Annotated in this window: 9 protein-coding genes; 8 read left to right on the forward strand and 1 reads right to left on the reverse strand. The window is 67.1% G+C overall.

Going from position 1 to position 17,931, the window contains the following annotated elements; genetic code table 11:
- Window positions 1-104: 104 nt before the first annotated feature.
- From Q7W51_05515 to holA, 3 genes are read left to right on the forward strand one after another with little or no spacing between them, the layout of a single operon-like run.
- Complete coding sequence (locus Q7W51_05515) at window positions 105-797, forward strand: ComEA family DNA-binding protein (protein MDO8847825.1); 693 nt, start codon at window positions 105-107, stop codon at window positions 795-797.
- Complete coding sequence (locus tag Q7W51_05520) at window positions 794-3,385, forward strand: DNA internalization-related competence protein ComEC/Rec2 (GenBank protein MDO8847826.1); 2,592 nt, start codon at window positions 794-796, stop codon at window positions 3,383-3,385. The genes Q7W51_05515 and Q7W51_05520 overlap by 4 nt, the downstream gene beginning before the upstream one ends.
- Entirely contained in the window at window positions 3,291-4,208 is a 918-nt protein-coding gene (gene holA, locus Q7W51_05525; protein ID MDO8847827.1) for a DNA polymerase III subunit delta, read from the forward strand. The genes Q7W51_05520 and holA overlap by 95 nt, the downstream gene beginning before the upstream one ends.
- 59 nt (window positions 4,209-4,267) lie before the next feature.
- Here the strand turns inward: holA and rpsT are convergent, their stop codons facing one another.
- Window positions 4,268-4,534 (reverse strand): 30S ribosomal protein S20, encoded by a 267-nt coding sequence (gene rpsT, locus Q7W51_05530; GenBank protein ID MDO8847828.1) that lies wholly within the window; start codon window positions 4,532-4,534, stop codon window positions 4,268-4,270.
- Window positions 4,535-4,885: 351 nt separating this feature from the next.
- Here rpsT and Q7W51_05535 point away from each other — a divergent pair, with 351 nt between their 5' ends.
- The 5 genes from Q7W51_05535 (at window position 4,886) to hrcA (ending at window position 17,928) form a co-directional block, all read left to right on the forward strand.
- Window positions 4,886-5,905: a cytochrome c3 family protein gene (locus tag Q7W51_05535; GenBank protein MDO8847829.1), complete on the forward strand. Its 1,020-nt coding sequence runs from the start codon at window positions 4,886-4,888 to the stop codon at window positions 5,903-5,905.
- A gap of 328 nt (window positions 5,906-6,233) precedes the next feature.
- Entirely contained in the window at window positions 6,234-13,688 is a 7,455-nt protein-coding gene (locus Q7W51_05540) for a cytochrome c3 family protein (GenBank protein MDO8847830.1), read from the forward strand.
- A gap of 62 nt (window positions 13,689-13,750) precedes the next feature.
- Entirely contained in the window at window positions 13,751-15,556 is a 1,806-nt protein-coding gene (lepA, locus tag Q7W51_05545; GenBank protein MDO8847831.1) for a translation elongation factor 4, read from the forward strand.
- Between the two features lie 61 nt (window positions 15,557-15,617).
- Window positions 15,618-16,823 carry a radical SAM family heme chaperone HemW gene (gene hemW, locus Q7W51_05550; protein ID MDO8847832.1) on the forward strand — a complete coding sequence of 402 codons (1,206 nt, stop codon included), beginning with the start codon at window positions 15,618-15,620 and terminating at the stop codon, window positions 16,821-16,823.
- An 82-nt stretch (window positions 16,824-16,905) separates the two neighbouring features.
- Window positions 16,906-17,928, forward strand: a complete 1,023-nt coding sequence (gene hrcA, locus Q7W51_05555) for a heat-inducible transcriptional repressor HrcA (GenBank protein MDO8847833.1) — start codon at window positions 16,906-16,908, stop codon at window positions 17,926-17,928.
- The last annotated feature ends 3 nt before the right edge of the window (window positions 17,929-17,931 follow it).

Consider the following 17,931-nt stretch of genomic DNA (forward strand, 5'->3'; position numbering starts at 1 on the left):
CCGTTGAGAAGCGGGTGACATCCCGCTAGGTTTGGTGCAAGGCCACCGGTGCATTCTCTAGACCGGATGCCCCCTCCGTCCAGATGGATGAAGGGGGCGTTTCTGTGTCTGTGCTTGAATCCGATCGCGTTCGCGGGCTGCTCGAGCGAGCCGGGCTCGGCGGACTGCAGCCACGTACGCAGTGGGCGGTGATCGCGCTGGCTGCGTGTGTCGTGGCGCTCGGCGTGTGGCGGTTCTGGCCCGCAGCGCCTGTGCCGGAAGTCGAATTCGACGAGGCCGGAGAGACTGTCGCTGCGTTACCCGAGAGCGGCGCCACCTCGGAGACCGTCGATCCGAACGTGGTCGTGCATGTCGTAGGCGCCGTGCTGCACCCCGGCGTGTACTCGCTTGCGCCCGGCAGTCGCGTCGTGGATGCCGTGCAGGCTGCAGGCGGAGGCCTCGGCAGCGCGGCACTCGACAGCTTGAATCTTGCGCGTATCCTGACCGACGGCGAGCAGGTGTACGTGTTCACCGCCGAGGAGGTGGCGGGAGGCGCTGCGCCACCTGCAGCATCCGGAGCCACTCCGGCAGGTGGGGCTGCGGGAGGAGGCGGCGCGGCGGGGGGACTGGTGGACCTCAACACTGCCACTGCGGCCGAGCTTGACGGGCTTCCCGGCGTGGGGCCCTCTACCGCACAGAAGATCGTCGATGACCGGGAGACCAACGGGCCGTTCGCGACGCCCGAGGACCTGATGCGTGTTACGGGAATCGGAGCGAAGAAGTTCGACGCGCTGAAGGATCTCGTGACGTGCGGATGAGCGACGCGCCTGAGAGGCCCCAGCTGCCGCCTGTGGCGTGGTTCGCGCTTGCGATGTGCGCAGGATGCATCGCCACCGAGGCCGTTGTCTGGCCGTCCGACGTTCGCGCCGGTCGTGCGGTGGTCGCGGTTGCGGTCGCGATCACAGCCATCATATGGCTCGGTCGCGAGAGGGTGCCGCGAGGAGTGCGCGCGGGGGCGCTGCTGCTGTGCGCCGGCTTCGCCGCCGGCTCGTGTGTGTGCGTGTTGCAGTCGGCGGCCTGGCTTCGTGAATCGCATATCGTGCCGGACTGCGGTGCGCGCGAGTGGACGGGCGTCGTGGAAGCCGATCCGACGGCCGGCGAGTACGGTGCGACCGCGCGGGTCCGCATCAGAGGCGGGCCGCTTGACGGTGCGGTCGTGCGGATCGGCTGGCCGGAAGGGGAGGAGGTGCCCGAGCTCGGACGCACCGTCCGCTTCTCGGCGATCCTGAAGGCGCTTCCTCTCGAGGAGTCCTGGGCGCGGCGCACGGCCCGTGCTGGCGTCTGCGCTACCGGCAACGCCTGGCGCGCGGAGTGCGGAGCATGGCGGACGGGCCCGCTCGGGGAGTTGTTCGCGTGGCGGGCCACGATGCTCGAACGAATGCACCAGGTGCCTGGCGCCGGGGCGGATCTGGCCGAAGGAATCGTGCTCGGCGACCGTCGGCGGCTGATCGGAACCGACACTGAGGAGGACTTCAGGGTACTCGGCCTCACGCACCTGGTCGCGGTCTCGGGCTCGCACCTTGCCGCGGCATGCGCGGCGGTCGCGTTCCTGGGAACGATGCTTCGCGTGCCGAGACGGCCGCTCGTGGCCGCTACCATGCTTGCGGGTGCCGCGTACGCCGTGGTCACGGGGCTTCCCTACTCGGCGTTGCGGTCTCTGCTGATGCTCGCGGTCGGTGGAGCAGGGCAGATGATCGGGCGGCGCGGCGATGGGATCGCATCTCTCGCAGTGGCGGTGATCGTCGTGCTCGCGCTGGAGCCCTGGGCGGTATTCGACCTGGGCTTCCAGCTTTCGGCGCTCGCAGTGTGCGGTCTGCTGGTGTTCGGCAGTCTGGCGCAGGCGTGGGCGACGAGCGGCTTCACCGGTTGGCGACGTGTTGTCGGGGATGCGCTGTCGCTGACGCTCGTGGCGCAGTTCACGACCATACCGGTTGTCGCGTCGGCGTTCGGCATGGTCTCGCTTATGGCTCCGGTCGCGAACGTGGTAGTGGGTCCGCTGGTGTCGGTGGCGATGCTGGTCGGGCTCGTCGGCGCCGTTCTTGGAACGGTGTCTCCGGCAGCCGGAACCCTCGGAGCCTCCGGAGCCGCGTCGATCCTCGGTGCGACCGCATGGATCGCCGGTGGGATGGCCCAGGTCCCCGGCGCGGCGGTGGCGCTGGGTGGAGGTGTGCTCGTCGGGGTGGGGACGTGCGCGGGAGCGGTCGGCCTGTGGGCTTGGTGGCCGCTGCCGCGGGGGCGGCACTCGGGTACGCGCTTCATCGCCGCAGCCGTTTGCGCTTCGGTCTGTGTCGCCCTCGGTCCGGCGCCGGCGCAGCGGTGCACGATCACCGTGCTGGACGTCGGGCAGGGGGACGCGATTCTCGTGGAGGACAGCGGGCGCACGATGCTGGTGGATACGGGACCCGACGCCCTGTCGCTGCGGCGGGCGCTTGCGCGGTGCGGGATTCGCCGGATCGATGTACTCGTGCTCACGCACGCGCATGGGGACCACACAGGCGGGGCTCCCGGGCTCGTCGGCGTCGCCGATGTGGGCTGGATAGGCGTGCCGGGCCCGGCGACCGGTGAGGAAGCCGCGTCGGCGGGCTCGGTCCGCGACCCGATGCCTGGCTCGACATCATGGAAGGGACCTGCGAGCCCGGTGCGCTCGCTCGTGGCCGGCGACGACTGGAGGCTCGGCGGCACATCGGTGTCCGTCCAGTGGCCGACTGCCGATGCGCCCTCAGACCTGGATGCGAACGACACGAGCGTGGTGCTGCAGCTCACCAACGGGTCGTTCGACATGGTGCTCACCGGCGATGCCGAGCAGCTGGTGCAGGAGGAGCTGATCGCGTCGGGCGCGGCGAGGGAGGTCGAGGTCCTCAAGGTCCCGCACCACGGCAGCACGAACGGACTGACCTCCGAGGGGCTTGAGGCCTGGTCGCCCCGTGACGCTATCATCAGCGTGGGTAGGGGAAACGACTTCGGTCACCCGTGCCCCGAGACGATCACGCTTCTCGAGTCCGCCGGGGTCCGAATCCTGAGGACCGACACGAGCGGCGACGTCACAGTCACGGTGCGGCGCTCGGGATACCGGACTCGCGTCTCACGGCGTGGAACGGCGGTCGTCGTTCGTGCGAGAATGCGGAAGGCCCGGACGGCGATGCTCGTGCCGGGACGTTCGCCGAGCGAAGGCGTGAGCGATGGTTCGGGTTGCGGCCAAGTCCATAGAGGATCTCAGGAGCGTCTACCTCATCTTCGGCGACGAGGAATTGTTGCTCGAGCGCGCCCTCCACCGGTTGCGAGACCGCATCGCCGAGGTCGCCGACCTCGACTTCAACTACGAAGCGTTCGACGGGGAGTCCGCTGACGCATCAGCGGTGGTTGCCGCCGCCAACACGCTGCCGTTCGCATCCGAGCGACGCCTAGTGATCGTTCGCGACGTGGACCGCATGAACGCCGCGGGTCAGGCTGTGCTGGCTGAGTACGCGCGGGATCCGGCACCTTCGGCATGCGTGGTGCTCGTGGCGAAGCGCATGCGCAAGGACTCCAAGCTCTTCAAAGCGGTGCAGGCGCTCGGCGGCGTGTCGGAGTACCCGGCGCCCAAGCGAAGCGAGTATCCGTCCTGGGTGGTCGACCTGTTCGCAGCCAGAGGTCGTCGGATCAGCTACGACGGTGCGACGGCGCTCGTTCTAGCAGTCGGACGCGATCTGCGTCGGCTGGAGACCGAGACCGAGAAGGTGCTGGCGTACGCGGGAGAGCGTGTCGAGCTCACGCGTGACGACGTGGTGAGCGTTGTCGCCGAAACCGCACCTGTCTCCGTCTTCGACTTCCTGAACGCCGTCGGGGCGCGTGATTGTCCGGCGGCGCTCACGCTGCTCGGGGACCTGCTCGCTGACGGTCAAGACCTCATGGGCGTCCACGCGATGACCGTTCGCCAGCTGCGGACGCTCGTAAGCGCGCGCGCGCTTGTGGATCGTGGTGCTTCCCCCGGGGAGATCATGCGAGAAGTCGGGATGGCCGAGTGGCAGGCGAAGGCCGCCATGGCGCAGGCCAGGAGGTTCACCACCGAGGAGCTGTCACGCGCGCTCAGGGACGCTGCGACGCTCGAGGGTCGGATCAAGTCGGGCCAGGGTGAGCCGCGCCTGCTGTTCGAGCTGTGGCTGACGCGAGCGTGCGCTTCGGCGTCGTAGGGAAGCGAAAGGGCCGGGAGACCCGGCCCTTCGAGTGGTTCTGGCGTCCAGCTCGCGAATCAGCTGTCGAGTGCGTTGATCTTCGCCATGACGCCCGACTTGCGGTTCGCGGCCTGATTCTTGTGGATGACGCCTGCGCTGGCGGCCTTGTCGAGCGCGCGCGTCGCCTGACGTGCTGCCTCGGCCGCTGCGACCTTGTCACCTGCGGCCACGGCTGCATCCACCTTCTTAGTGGTGGTCTTCAGCGCTGACTTCACGGACTTGTTGCGAACGCGCGCCTTCTCGTTGGTGAGGATGCGCTTCTTCTGGCTCTTGATGTTTGCCACGGTGCTCTTGTTCCTCCGTCATGAATCGGATGGTGCCCGTCGCAGTGGGGTGCAGACGAACCTCGAAAGGATAGCACAGGGGTAGGGCCGCGCCAACACCGGGCTGTCACTGCGGATTGTCAGGTTCATACCGAGATCATCGACGCGGCGCAGGGTTTCGGCACAAAAGATGCTATGTGATTTGCGGCACAACCAGTTGTTCGTGTTCTGCCGATAATGCTAATGTGAACGTAGCTGAAAATCCGCCAGGTTCGTGGACGCATCGAAGGGACTACTCACAACGTGAACCGGCGCATCAGCCCTAGCAGGCGGGGGCCGCTAGTCGCTTGCATAGTCTCGCTCGCAGCGCTGTTGTGGGCGGGTAGTGCGCTGTCCGCCTACGCGTTCGCTCCGCCGATCGGCGGCCTCGGAACCGGGACGACCGAGCCCTTCAATCTCTTCGACTGCGACCAGTGTCACGCCGCCGACAGCCAGGCGCCGCCTGCAGACGGGAGTGGCCCGCACGGCAGTTATGCGACGACCACCTCGAAGTGCTCGGTGTGCCATGACGTGCACAACGCGCCAGCGGGCGGAATCCTACTCCTGCGCGGGGCGACGGTGAGCGCCGCCTGTCTCACGTGTCACGACGGCACGCAGAGCGGCATCGGGCCGTATGACACGATCGAGGCGCACGGCGGCGTTGTCGCCGCCGAGCACGAGACCGACGTGACGAATGTGATCCCCGGAGGGTCAGTGAACCTGACGGGTTCGTTGGGCTGCTCCGACTGCCATAGCGTTCACGGTGCCAACACGGTCGCGCCGTTCCTGCGCGACTCCGGCTTCTCCGGCACCACCTACATTGGCGGCGCGGACGCGTACGTGACGTCAGACTGTCTGCTTCGAGCGGATGTGAACGGTGCATCGGTGGCCGAGTACGGCGCGCTGTGGTGCGCCGCCTGTCACGACGAACGACACTCCGGTTCGGCGACGACGATCAACCACCCGGTGGACGACGCCACCGACTGGGGCTACGGGGATGTCGTGTCTACGGTAACGCTGGACTCCTGGCGTGCCGGTCCGTATGACGGTTTGGGCAATGCCATCGGCATGGGGCGCACGAACGGCGGCTACATCATGGCTCCGGCGGCCGAGGACGGCGACGGGCGCGTTGTAACGCGGCGTGATCCGATGTGTCAGCAGTGTCACGAGGACGCGCGGAACGTGACCGAGATCTTCAGCGCCGACTACACGTATCGCGGGACCGATCCGTGGAACACGCCGATCAACCCCGAGTTCGTCACCTTCCCGCACCAGACGACCAACGCGACGATGCTGGTCGAGCAGTACGACGACCTGTGCCTCAACTGCCACCCTGTCTCTGGGCTCCCGTAGCGGAGTCCGCGCTTCTGTAGTCCCGTTCTCACGAGGAGTTGACTTGCAGATGCGTACGCGTCGCAGCCCCGGCAGGCGGTGGATCTGGCTTACAACGCTTGGCGTGGCGCTGATTGTCGCGTGCGCGACCGTTGCGTTTGGGTGGATCACGTTCGGAGACGTTCCGACCCTGACAGGCAGAGGCTCGCTGTCAGGCCTGGGAACGGGCCACGTGAAGGACGTGCCTGGTTCCCCGGATATGGCCACGGAGTCCGCGGAAGGGCAGTCATCGAATTCCCGGGCAGGGCTCGCGCCCACACCCCCGGACGGTTCGTCATCCGAGCCTCGTGTGACCACGCAGAAGTCCGACAAGCCCAAGGACAAGGTCAAACCGCCAAAAGGCGGCAACCCCGAAGACCCGCCGGTCGACCCCGAAGATCCCCCAACCGACCCCGAGGACCCGCCGGTCGACCCCGAGGACCCGCCGGTCGAACCTGAGGACCCACCGGTAGCCGAGGCCCCCTCGGCGCCGGTCCTTGTCGCCTGTACGTCCGGGGACATGAAGGACGTCATCACGTTCGAGCTCTCGGCTGGCGGTCCCGTGTCGTACTTCGCGCTGCTTCGCTCAGCCAGCGCCGATGGCGAGTACTCCGTGGTGGCAACGGCGTCCGCAGAGGCTCGCGTCTTCTCGTATCCCGTGAGCGAGACGGGCGCCGCGTTCTACGTCGTGAGCGCGAGCGGCCCCGGCGGCGAGAGCGGACCGAGTGAAGCAGCCGAGAACTCGCTGGTCGCGATAGCAGAGTCGGTGTCGCCGGAAGGACGGGTGCTCGCCTCATCGAACGGCGAGGTCGTCCTGAGCCTCCCCGCGGGGGCGTTCGGCGCCACCACCGACGTCGGCGTGACCGAGGTGTCCGCTTCTCCCACGGGCGGGCTCATCAGCCTGTCGGGCGTCTACGAGATCACGCCGTCCGGTGCGCTGTCGGCGCCAGCCGTTCTCTCGGTGCGCTACACGCTTGCGGTGACCCACTACCAGGTCGTTCAGACACTCGTGAACGCCGCCGAGATCATGACCTACGATGCACCGGCGGGCGGGTGGATCGCCGGGGCGAGTGGTGTCACGGCCGACGGTACCTACCTCAGCGGTACGCTGGATCACTTCAGCTACTGGACCGGTGCGGTCGTGGAGCCTCACGGCACCGCCGAGACGACGTACTGTTCGGACGGCGGCATCTGCCACGACCTGAGCACCTATCCCGGCTCAACCGTGCGCTACGACACGCGGGACTCGCAAGTCTGCTTCAACTGCCACGGCAACACCTCGGCAGCGCTTCCCGCAGCCGGGGCGAACGGCCCGAACGTCGAGGGGCAGTTCTATCAGTGCGACGGCCAGACGCGGCCCGTGGGCTCGACCATTCACCCGGTCGCCACCGGTGACCTGTACTGTACGATCTGCCATGACCCGCACGCCGACCCGGCCGCATCGCCCGGGCTGCTGCGCGCGTGGGACCCGCTGACAGGCACCTACGTTCAGGGAGGGTCGGGCTCGGGGCCGGGCGACCGGTACTGCTGGGCGTGCCACGGCACCGTCGTGAACAAGCGCACGAACTACTACGTGCCGAACTACTGGGCAAACAGCGGCGGCGACCGCAAGACCGGGTACGTGGGCACACCGCACGCGACGATCGAGACGGACAGCGACGTCACCTGCACCGCATGCCACGCGGAGCACGGCTCGGATGAGGCTGCGCTGGTACTCGATGAGTTCGAGACGCCCGGTGGCACGGTGGCGGTCTCGCGCACGAGCGACATCTGCCTCGCGTGCCACGCTGCCAACACGACGGTCTACCCGGGAAGTGAGACTGCAGGGGCACAGAAGCACGTGACCGTCACATCGTCCACGAAGGCGCTCACTCGCTATCCCGGATCGACTGCCGAAGGTCAGGGCTGCACCGGGTGTCACGAGCCGCATGGCAAGGGCGCCGGCACGTCCTACACGTGGGTGGGTGGGCGCGATCTGTGCCTCACCTGCCACGACGCGGCCGGTCTCACCTATGGCGCCGACTACTCTTACCAGGGCCCGTCGGCGTTCGCAGCATCGGGGCACGATGGTCTGACCGGCGCGCTCGGGTACTTGAGCATCGATGCGACATCAGACGATTCTGCGGCATGGCAGTCGGCGACGCTCCCCACGCCGTCGTCCCCTGGAACGCCGATCGATGCGAGCGGTCTGTCGGCGATCGAATCCGCGGACGGTGTGCTGCTCAGCACCGCCCTGCAGACGGTGACCGGCTCTTCGGACTACCAGATGTACCGATTCAAGATGCCGGCTGACAAGACCGCCGTCGCCACCGTCTCCCTCACCTGGAAAGGCTACGGCGAGGCGGCGCCGGGATATCCGGTCACGGTATCGGCGTGGAACGAGGGCGCCGACGGATGGGACCAGATCGACAGCCGTGTGCTCGGCTCACCGCAGCAACTTGTGCTGAATCTGACGCCCGCGAACCATATCGGCACTGACGGGTACGTGTACGTGCTCGCGCAGGCGAAGTACGTCTACGACGCGGCGATCGTCTCGGGGCCGACCGTCAGCGCTCCGTACGCGTGGAATCCGTCGCTCTACATGGTGCAGTGGACGACGGCCGGACTCGCCAGCAGCCTCGTCGACTACGGGGCGACCACGGCGTATGGCACCACGGTCGGCAGTGCCGACGAGCGGGTCACCAATCACGTGGTGTGGCTCACGATGCCCGCTGGCCTCACGCACATGCGCGTGAGGTCGGCGTCGTCTTTCGGCGAGAGCGCCGCATCGGCCGACACCATCATCACCTATCCGAAGCCGACGATCGCGTCCACGAACCCGTCCAGCCTGATCTGGTACGACGTGCCCGTCTCGACCACCCTGACGTGGAACGCGATGTCAGCCCCTGGCGGCCCGTTCCAATACCGCGTGCAGGTGCTGTTCGGCGGCTCGCAGGTGCTGATGACGGATTGGACGACGAGTCTCTCGCACGTGTTCTCCACGAGCACGCCGGGCGGCTACAGCTGGCGCGTGGAGGCGCGTGATGCCTCACAGACCTCGTACGGCTGGTCCGCCGCCGCCGCGTTTGGCGTGGCGGACGGCAACTACACCGGTTCGTGTCCGTTCCTGTTCACATGGGACGGCGAGAAGATGGCCTTCGAGGCGGACCTCTTCACGGCCGCCCGTATAGGCGGGCGAAGCGCCAACGGATTCCTACAGCCGAACCCGAACGACGCCTATGTGCTGGCGCACGTGCCCGAAGCGAAGGACGGCTCCCTGGAGTTCAGTCTCGTTGAGGAGCGCTACGAGGTGAACTACCTCGACTACCTCGCGCTCTACGCGGTTGACGCGCCCGTCGGCACGACCGTCTACGCGCAGAAGGCGGTCGCGGGTACGCGGGCGTTTCCGCCGCTCGCATCGGCGATCCATACGGTGCGCGAGCTCACCGCGCCGGTGTCCGTGGTGCGGACTGACACCGGTGCCGATGTGAGCTTCCAGGTCGCTGCCGACGACGGGATCTGCCTGGAACTCAGCGAGGATCGGGAAACGACATTCACCTACAAGACGATCGAACTCGATCTTGGCCCCGGAGCGGCAAGTGCCCCACAGGTGAAGATCGTGATGGACGCGGTCACCGAGTTCCCCGTGACACCCGCAGGCATCGCCCGTCGGTTCACGTTCGGCCTACCGTCCAAGCTTGAGGTGCAGAATCCCGACGGCACCTGGAGGTCGGTCCCGTCCTCGGTCGGCGCCGTGCCGGTGGCTCCCGAGTTCACGCGTCCGTACGTGTTCGATCTCACTGATGCCATGGCTGGCACCACCGGGCGCGTACGCTTCACATTCCTGTTCCGCACGCTCATCGATTCGATCGGCGTGGACCTGACCGCCGACGAGCCGGTGACGATCACGCCGGTTGAGCTCACCGGCGCCGACCTGCGATACCACGGCGTGGACGAGGAGCTCGGCACGGCTGGCGATGCGCACTTCGTCTACGGTGAAGACCTCACGGACGGGGCGTACTTCCCGGGGATGTACACGCGCTTCGGTGACGTATCCGAGCTGCTGGCCGAGAGCGACGACAAGTTCGTGATCATGGGGCAGGGTGACAAGATCGCTCTGAACTTCGCCGTGCCGGACGAACCTGCCGAGGGTGCCGAGCGCTCGTACGTCGTGAGCGTGCTCGGCTACTACAAGGACCTCAAGACCGACGTGCCGCGCACCGTTGAGCCGCTGCCCTTCGCGGCGATGAGCAACTACCCGTACCCCGCCGAGGAACACTACCCCGACGACGCCGAACACCAGGCGTATCAGGCAGCGTACAACACGCGGGTCGACGGCAGGTCTGAGGCGATCGGCGCCACGAGCGCGCTCGGCACTATGCTGGAGGGTGCCGTCGCGGCGCTCCGGGACGCTCTGCCGCTCGCAGCGGCGTCCACCGGTGAGTCGGACCTCGTCGCGCACCGGTCGCTCAACACCGATCTGGTGACGCTCGAGGTGGCAGTGACGTCGACAAGCGGCGCCGGCGGGGAGTGTGGCGTGTGCCACGCGATGCACGGCTCAACCGAGCAGGGCCAGCCGCTCACCGGAGGCCGCATCGCCTCCGACGGCCGCACCTGCACCGCCAACGGCTCCGGCGGCTGCCACGACAACGCCGCGAACTCGGCGTCGGGCATCGACATCCGGGCCCAGTTCACCGCGAGCGCGAGCCCCACGGCTCACCACGATGTGCTGCTCGCAGACCAGGCGGCAAGCGGCGGCAAGACAGCCTGTGCGGACTGCCACAATCCACACCTGAACAACGGAACGAACAAGATATCGGACCCGGACGATATGTCCGTCGCTCTCGGGACGTCGCTTGGATCGACGATCGCGTCGTCCGGCGAGGTGTATCTGCTTGCGGGTGCGAAGCACGACGGCAACGCGCCCGTGATCTCGAGCGTCGTTCTGAATGGGGCAGGCGCGCAGTATGCCAGCCCGTTCATCACGTGGACGACCGACGAGCCGGCTACGTCATACATAGAGTGGGGCCTCACGACCGACTACAGCGAGACGCCCTTCGGCAACGGCACCCTGGCGGTAAGCCACTCGGTCCAGATGACGGGACTCGTGGCCGGTACCACCTACCACTACCGGGTTCGCAGCACCGATGCCCTGCTCAACACGTCCGTCTCCGGCGACTACACCTACACGCCTGTGGCGCCGCCGCCAACGCCCACGATAACGGATCACACGACGTTCTCCGGCGGTGGCTATGGCCCGATCCCCATCACGATGACCGGGGGAACCGTGACCGCACCGGATGGCCACGCGGTCCAGTACCAGTTTCAGATCAGCAACCTTGGGGCGTGGACGTCGGGATGGCTCAACACGCCCTCGTGGGACACCTCGACCTCGGGGCTGCTCTTCTACAACGGCAACTACACAGTGAAGATCCGAGCGCGCGATGCCGTCGATACGCAGGCGGTCTCCGCGTGGTCGGCGAGCGACGCGTTCAACATCACGCTCGCCGCCTATCCGCCTTCGTCGTGTCCCTTCGTGTTCGTCTGGGACGGGGACAGCTTCAGCTTCGAGGCCGACATCAGCACCACCGGCAAGCTCGCGGAGAAGACATCCACGGGGTACTCGAGGCCCGATCCGCGGGACCGCTACAAGTTGATGACGGAGCCGCAGGTCAAAGACGGCGCTCTGGAGATCAGGCTTGTCGAGGAGCGGCTGGAGATCGATTACAGCGACGAGATCGCGCTCTACGCGGTCGATCTTCCTGAAGGCGTTGACGTGTACGCAGAGAAGGGCGTCCGCGGGGCGCCCGGGCCGGTTCCACCGGAGGGCCTGCACACGGTGACTGACCTGCGCACGCCGCCGACGGTGCGGACGGACACCGGCGAGTCGGTGACGGACCTCGTGACCGAAGCTGACGGCGTGACACTCGTGCTCAACGAGGACCGAGAGAACTTCGAGTACAAGACGCTCGAGATGGACCTCGGTGACGTCCGGGACGCTTCGCAGGTGAAGATCGTCATGAACGCTCAGACTGCCCGGCCGCTCACCACTGCCGGCATCGCACTCCAGCGGACCTTCGCAGCTACCACGATCCTCGAGGTGCAGGACATCTCCGGGCAGTGGAGGACGGTGCCGACCACCGAGGCGACGCTCCCGAACGCCATGGAGTTCCCCCGCAGCTACGTGTTCGAGATCGGGCCGGCCATGCACAACACCACCGGGAAGGTCCGCTTCACGTTCCTCTTCAAGACGTACGTCGACATGATCGGGTTCGATACCTCGGCGGACCTGCCACTCGAGGTCACCGAGGTCCCGCTTGCGTCGGCGGAGCTTGGCTACCATGGCATCGATGGGCGCACCGGCACCGGTGAGGTCTACGACTTCGTATACGGCGACCCCGTGAACGCATTCCCGTTCCCGCCGGGCAACTTCACCAAGTACGGCGATGTCACACCATTGCTGGACGGCGTGGACGACAAGTTCGTGATCTGGGGCCCGGGCGACGAGCTCGTGCTGCGATTCGACCCGCTTGCCGCGCCCGCCGAAGGCCTGAGCCGCGAGTACGTCCTGTTCAGCGAGACCTACTACAAGTCCCAGAAGTCAGACACGCCATTCGTGGTCGAGCCGCTGCCGTTCGCGGCGATGAGCAACTTCCCGTACCCGGCGGACGAGCACTATCCCGACGATGCCGAGCATGACGCGTATCTCGCCGAGTGGAACACGCGCGTGGACGGTGCCGGCCCGGTTTCGGCCGTCTCGAGTGCATCGTCAACCGAGTGGCTCGACTATCACGTGATCACGCCGCTCATGTATCAGGGCATGTTCTCAGTGGATACCGACTATGCGGCAGTGCGCACACTCGTGGGAACCACGGCGACCTACGTCCAGGCTGCCGCGGGCTGGCAGAGCCAGTCGGCCGAGGGCAGCAAGCCCACGCCGTCCGCGCCGGGCGCTGCCGTCTTGTCCGCGACGCTCGATGCGGCCGACAGCGACGATGGCGCCTACTGGCAGACGGACCTCACCTCGACGGACTCGGTGTGGAACTGGCAGGTGATGCGGTTCGACCTCGGCGCGGATGCGCTGAGCACGCTGAAGGCCCTCTCCGTTGTCTGGAACGGGCACGGTGAGCCCACTGCGGGTTATCCGACCGCGGTCTTCATTTGGAATCCGACCACCAGCGCGTGGGAGGAACTGGGAAGGTTCGTGTCCGGGACCGACCGCACAGTCTCCATCGAGCGACGCGCGCTGAGCGAGAGCTTCTGCCTCAGGTGCCACGACGGCGCGCCGCCAAGTGGCGTCGTGTTCCCAGCCGGGAGCAGGAACGTGGGTGCCACGTGGGGCAGCGTATCCGGTGACTTCCACGGTGCAGGCTCGGGCACGGGACTCGGCTCGGCTATCGCTGCGCCGTACGCGCGGGGTCAGGCGGCGATCAACTGCGGTGCTTGCCATGAATCCCACGGCAGCGCGAACGTGTACCACTTCCCGACGTGGATCAATGGGACCTCGGGAATCAGCGTGCCGAGTGCGTCCGGGGCGGGTGCTGCGGCGGTGTGCGGCGCCTGTCACGTGACCGCAGGCGGGACCACCTACTCCCTCGTCGACGAGTATCACAAGGGGTGCGTGGATTGTCACAGGGCCGACCACGGCCAGTGGACATTCGTTGGAACCGACTGCCTCTCGTGCCACACGCATGGTGGCACCTGGGACCATCAGTGCAACTACGGCACGAACTACAACGACTGGGGTTGCCACTGTGGCGTCCCGGGACCGTACAAGACGTTCTAGCACCCGCCAGGTCGGGGACGCCTGCCTATCTCAGGGCGGGCGTCCCTGCTATCCTTACGCTTCTGATGACTGACCCCACACTCATACGCAACTTCTCGATCATCGCGCACATCGACCACGGGAAATCCACCCTGGCCGACCGCGTGCTGCAGCTCACCCATACTGTCGCCGACCGCGACATGCAGGAGCAGATGCTCGATTCGATGGATATCGAGCGCGAGCGCGGCATCACCATCAAGGCGCAGGCGGTGCGCGTCATGTACGACGCTGACGACGGCAAGACGTACCAGCTCAACCTGATCGACACCCCCGGCCATGTGGACTTCACCTACGAGGTCTCCCGCTCGCTGGCCGCCTGCGAGGGCGTCATCCTCGTGGTGGATGCAGCGCAGGGCGTCGAGGCGCAGACGGTTGCCAACGCGCTCATGGCGATGAACGCGCACCTCGAGATCATCCCGCTCATCAACAAGATCGACCTGCCGGCAGCCGATCCCGAACGCGTGCGTCACGAGATCGAAGAAGGTCTCGCCATCCCGGCCGACGAGGCGGTCCTCGCAAGCGGGAAGACCGGCGAGGGCGTGCGCGACGCGCTCGAGGCCGTGGTGCGCCTCGTGCCGCACCCCGTGGGCGATCCGGAGGCGCCGCTGAAGGCGCTCATCTTCGACTCCTACTTCGATGCCTACCGCGGCGTGGTTGCACTCATCCGCGTCGTTGACGGCAGCGTGACCAAAGGCATGAAGGTCAAGATGATGGCCACCTCGGTCCTGGCCGACGTCGAAGAGGTAGGCGTCCGTCGGCCCGCGAACGTGCCCGTCGATTCGCTGAGTGTGGGAGAGGTCGGGTACCTCATCACCGGCCTCAAGGACCCGTCGCTCGTGAAGGTCGGCGACACCGTCACGCTCGCCAGGCATGGCGCTACCGAGCAGCTACCCGGCTATCGCGAGGCCAAGCCGATGGTGTTCACCGGCCTGTTCCCGATCGATGGCGACCAGTACCCCGATCTCCGGGACGCACTCGAGCGCCTCCAGCTCAACGACCCTGCGCTCCTCTGGGAGCCGGAAAGCAGCCACGCACTCGGTTTCGGCTTTCGCGTCGGATTCCTCGGTCTACTGCACATGGAGGTCGTGAAGGAGCGTCTGGAGCGCGAGTTCGGCCTCGAGCTGCTCGCCACCGCGCCGAGCGTGGAGTATCACGCCTACCGCATGAAGGGCGACATGGTCGTTGTGCACTCGCCGCAGGACATGCCCGACCCGGGACACCTCGATCGTGTCGAGGAGCCGTATCTCAAGGTGACCGTCCTGGTGCCACCGGACTACGTCGGCGCGGTCATGGAGCTCTCTGAACAGCGGAGAGGGACGTTCAAGGACATGCAGTACCTCTCGGCCACCACGGTGGAGCTGCACTATGAGATGCCGCTTTCCGAGCTCATCATGGACTTCTTCGACCAGCTCAAGAGCCGCACGAAGGGCTACGCGAGCCTCGACTACGAGTACATCGGCTACCGCGAGAGCCAGCTCGTGAAGCTCGACATCCTGCTCGCCGGCAAGCCGGTGGACGCGCTGTCGTTCGTCGTGCACAAGGACAAGGCGTACGCACGCGGCAAGGTGCTCACCGAGAAGCTTCGGGAGATCATCCCCCGGCAGATGTTCGAGGTCCCCATCCAGGCGGCGATCGGCGCGAAGATCATCAGCCGCGAGACGGTCCGCGCCATGCGCAAGGACGTCATCGCGAAGTGCTACGGCGGCGACATCAGTCGCAAGCGCAAGCTCTTGGAGAAGCAGAAGGCCGGCAAGAAGCGCATGAAGTCGGTCGGCTCGGTGGACATCCCACAGGAGGCGTTCATGGCGATCCTCAAGGTCGATGAGTAGCGCGGCGCCTGCGAGCCGGGGGCCCGGACCCACGGGTGGCGCAACCGCGGCGTTTCCGGACATGAGTGGATTCACGGTGCCGTGGAACGAGCCGTCGCGCGTACCGCTGCCGAAACACCTCTACGTGCATGTGCCGCTGTGCCGCTCGAAGTGCACCTACTGCGACTTCTTCTCGCGCGCCGACGACGGCTCGGTATCGCACGCTGAGCTCGTCGAGGGTACGCTCGAGTCCCTGCGCGGCTGGCTCACCCCCGAGGTGCGCCGCGTCCCGCTCGACACCCTCTACATCGGTGGCGGTACGCCCACCGTGCTCGGAGAGGACCTCGTCACGCTCGTGCGGGAGCTCACCGCCATACTGCCGCTCGCCGAGGGCGCCGAGGTAACGGTGGAAGCGAATCCTGAGTCGCTCTCCACCGAACTCCTCGCGGGACTCGCCGAGTTTGGCGTGACGCGGGTGAGCATTGGCGTGCAGTCGCTCGACGACGCGGCACTTGCGCTGCTCGGCAGGTGCCACGACAGCGGTGCCGCGCTTGCAGCGATACGCGACGCCGTATCGGCCGGGCTGGACGTATCGGCCGACCTCATCGCCGGGATCCCCGGGGTCCCGGCGGAGTCGTGGGCCGAATCGCTCGAGGCGGTCATCGCAGCGGGCGCGGCGCACGTATCCGTGTACCCGCTCACGATCGAGGCCGGCACTCCGATGGCCGAGGCGATCGCCGCCGGCCAGACGGCGGCGCCGGACGAGGACTCGGTGGTCGACGCGATGGATGCGGCGGCAACGCTGCTGTCCGGGAACGGCTTCACGCGCTACGAGGTCGCCAACTACGCGCTGCCGGGCCACGAGTCGCGCCACAACGCAGCGTATTGGACCGGCTGGCCGTACCTCGGTATCGGCGGCGGAGCGCACGGCATGCTGAGTGGTGACCAGGCGCGCGCGCTCGGTCTCGTCCCGGAAGCGGAGCTAGGTGTCGCGCGCGTGCGGTACAGCTACGCCGCCGAGCCCTTCCCGATGCGGGCGTCGACGCCGCTGACGACCTTTGAGACCCTGACCGTTCCCGAGGCCCTTCGCGAGGACGCCATGCTCGGCATGCGCATGACGCAGGGTATCGCCGCCGAGCTCGCCGAGCTCGCGGGTGTGAACCGCGCGCTGGAATCGCTCGTGGTCGATGGGCTCGTCGTACGCGAGGGCGGGCGCTGGCGTCCGACCGAACGCGGCTGGCTGTTCGGCAACGAGGTCTTCGGGCGCATCTGGGGTGCGGTGGAATAGGCCGGGTGCGGTTTGACCCTCGGCACGCTCGCGCCCTAGAATCGTCTGGCACTCGGCACAGGTGAGTGCCAGGAGGTCATCGATGCTCAACGAACGGCGGCGGACGGTACTGTCCGCACTCGTGGACGAATACATCTCAAGCGTGCAGCCGGTGGGCTCCAAGGTGCTCGTGGAGCGCTATCACCTGGGCTGCAGCCCTGCCACCGTGCGCTCCGAGCTGGCGGCGCTCGAGGAGACAGGGCTTGTCTTCCAGCCGCACGTGTCTGCGGGGCGCATCCCCACCGACAGCGGCTACCGCGCGTACGTGAACGACATGGTGGGCTCCGGCGCCCAGCAGCTGGGTTCGTCGGAGACCGAAGACGTCCGCCGCTACTACGCCGAACTCGAGCACGAACTCACCGACGTTCTGCGGGAGACTTCGGCGATGCTCTCGAAGCTCACCTCGTACGTGGCGGTCGTGGCGGCGCCCACGTTGCGGCGTGCGCGGATCCGGCGCGTGACCCTCGTGCCCCTTGCTGCGCGCCGTGCGCTCGTGGTGGTCGTGACCGATTCAGGTCAGGTGGCCAACCGCACTATCGAGTTCATGGATGACGTGCCTGCCGTGGCGCTTTCGAGCGTGGAGGCGTACCTCTCGCGCACGCTCGATGGCGCGATGGGCGGCGAGGCCGAGTCGGTCCGGCGCACGATCGACGGCGTGCCGGGTCACGAGGCGCACATCGCGCTTCGCGTGCTCGACGTGGTTCTCGAGTGCCTTGCCGAGGCCGATGAGGACCGCGTGCTCACTGGTGGCGTCTCCGCGCTGCTTGCACACCCTGAGTTCAACGACCCGGCGGCCGTCCGGCCGCTCGTCGGCTTGCTGGAAGACGGCTACTCGCTTCTCTCGGTGCTCACCGAGGTCATGCGCACAACCGGCGTGGAGGTCCGCATCGGCAGGGAGAACCCGGCCGCCGCGCTCGAGCACACGAGCTTCGTGGCGACGCGCTACGGCGAGGGTGACTCGGGCGGCATCATCGGTGTCATCGGGCCCACGCGCATGGACTACCGACGGGCGATGTCCGCCGTCAGGACCGTCTCGGACGCACTGACCAACGTGCTGGAATCATAGGAG

Source organism: Coriobacteriia bacterium (assembly GCA_030652115.1).
In the GTDB taxonomy this organism is placed as follows: Bacteria; Actinomycetota; Coriobacteriia; order Anaerosomatales; family Anaerosomataceae; genus UBA6100.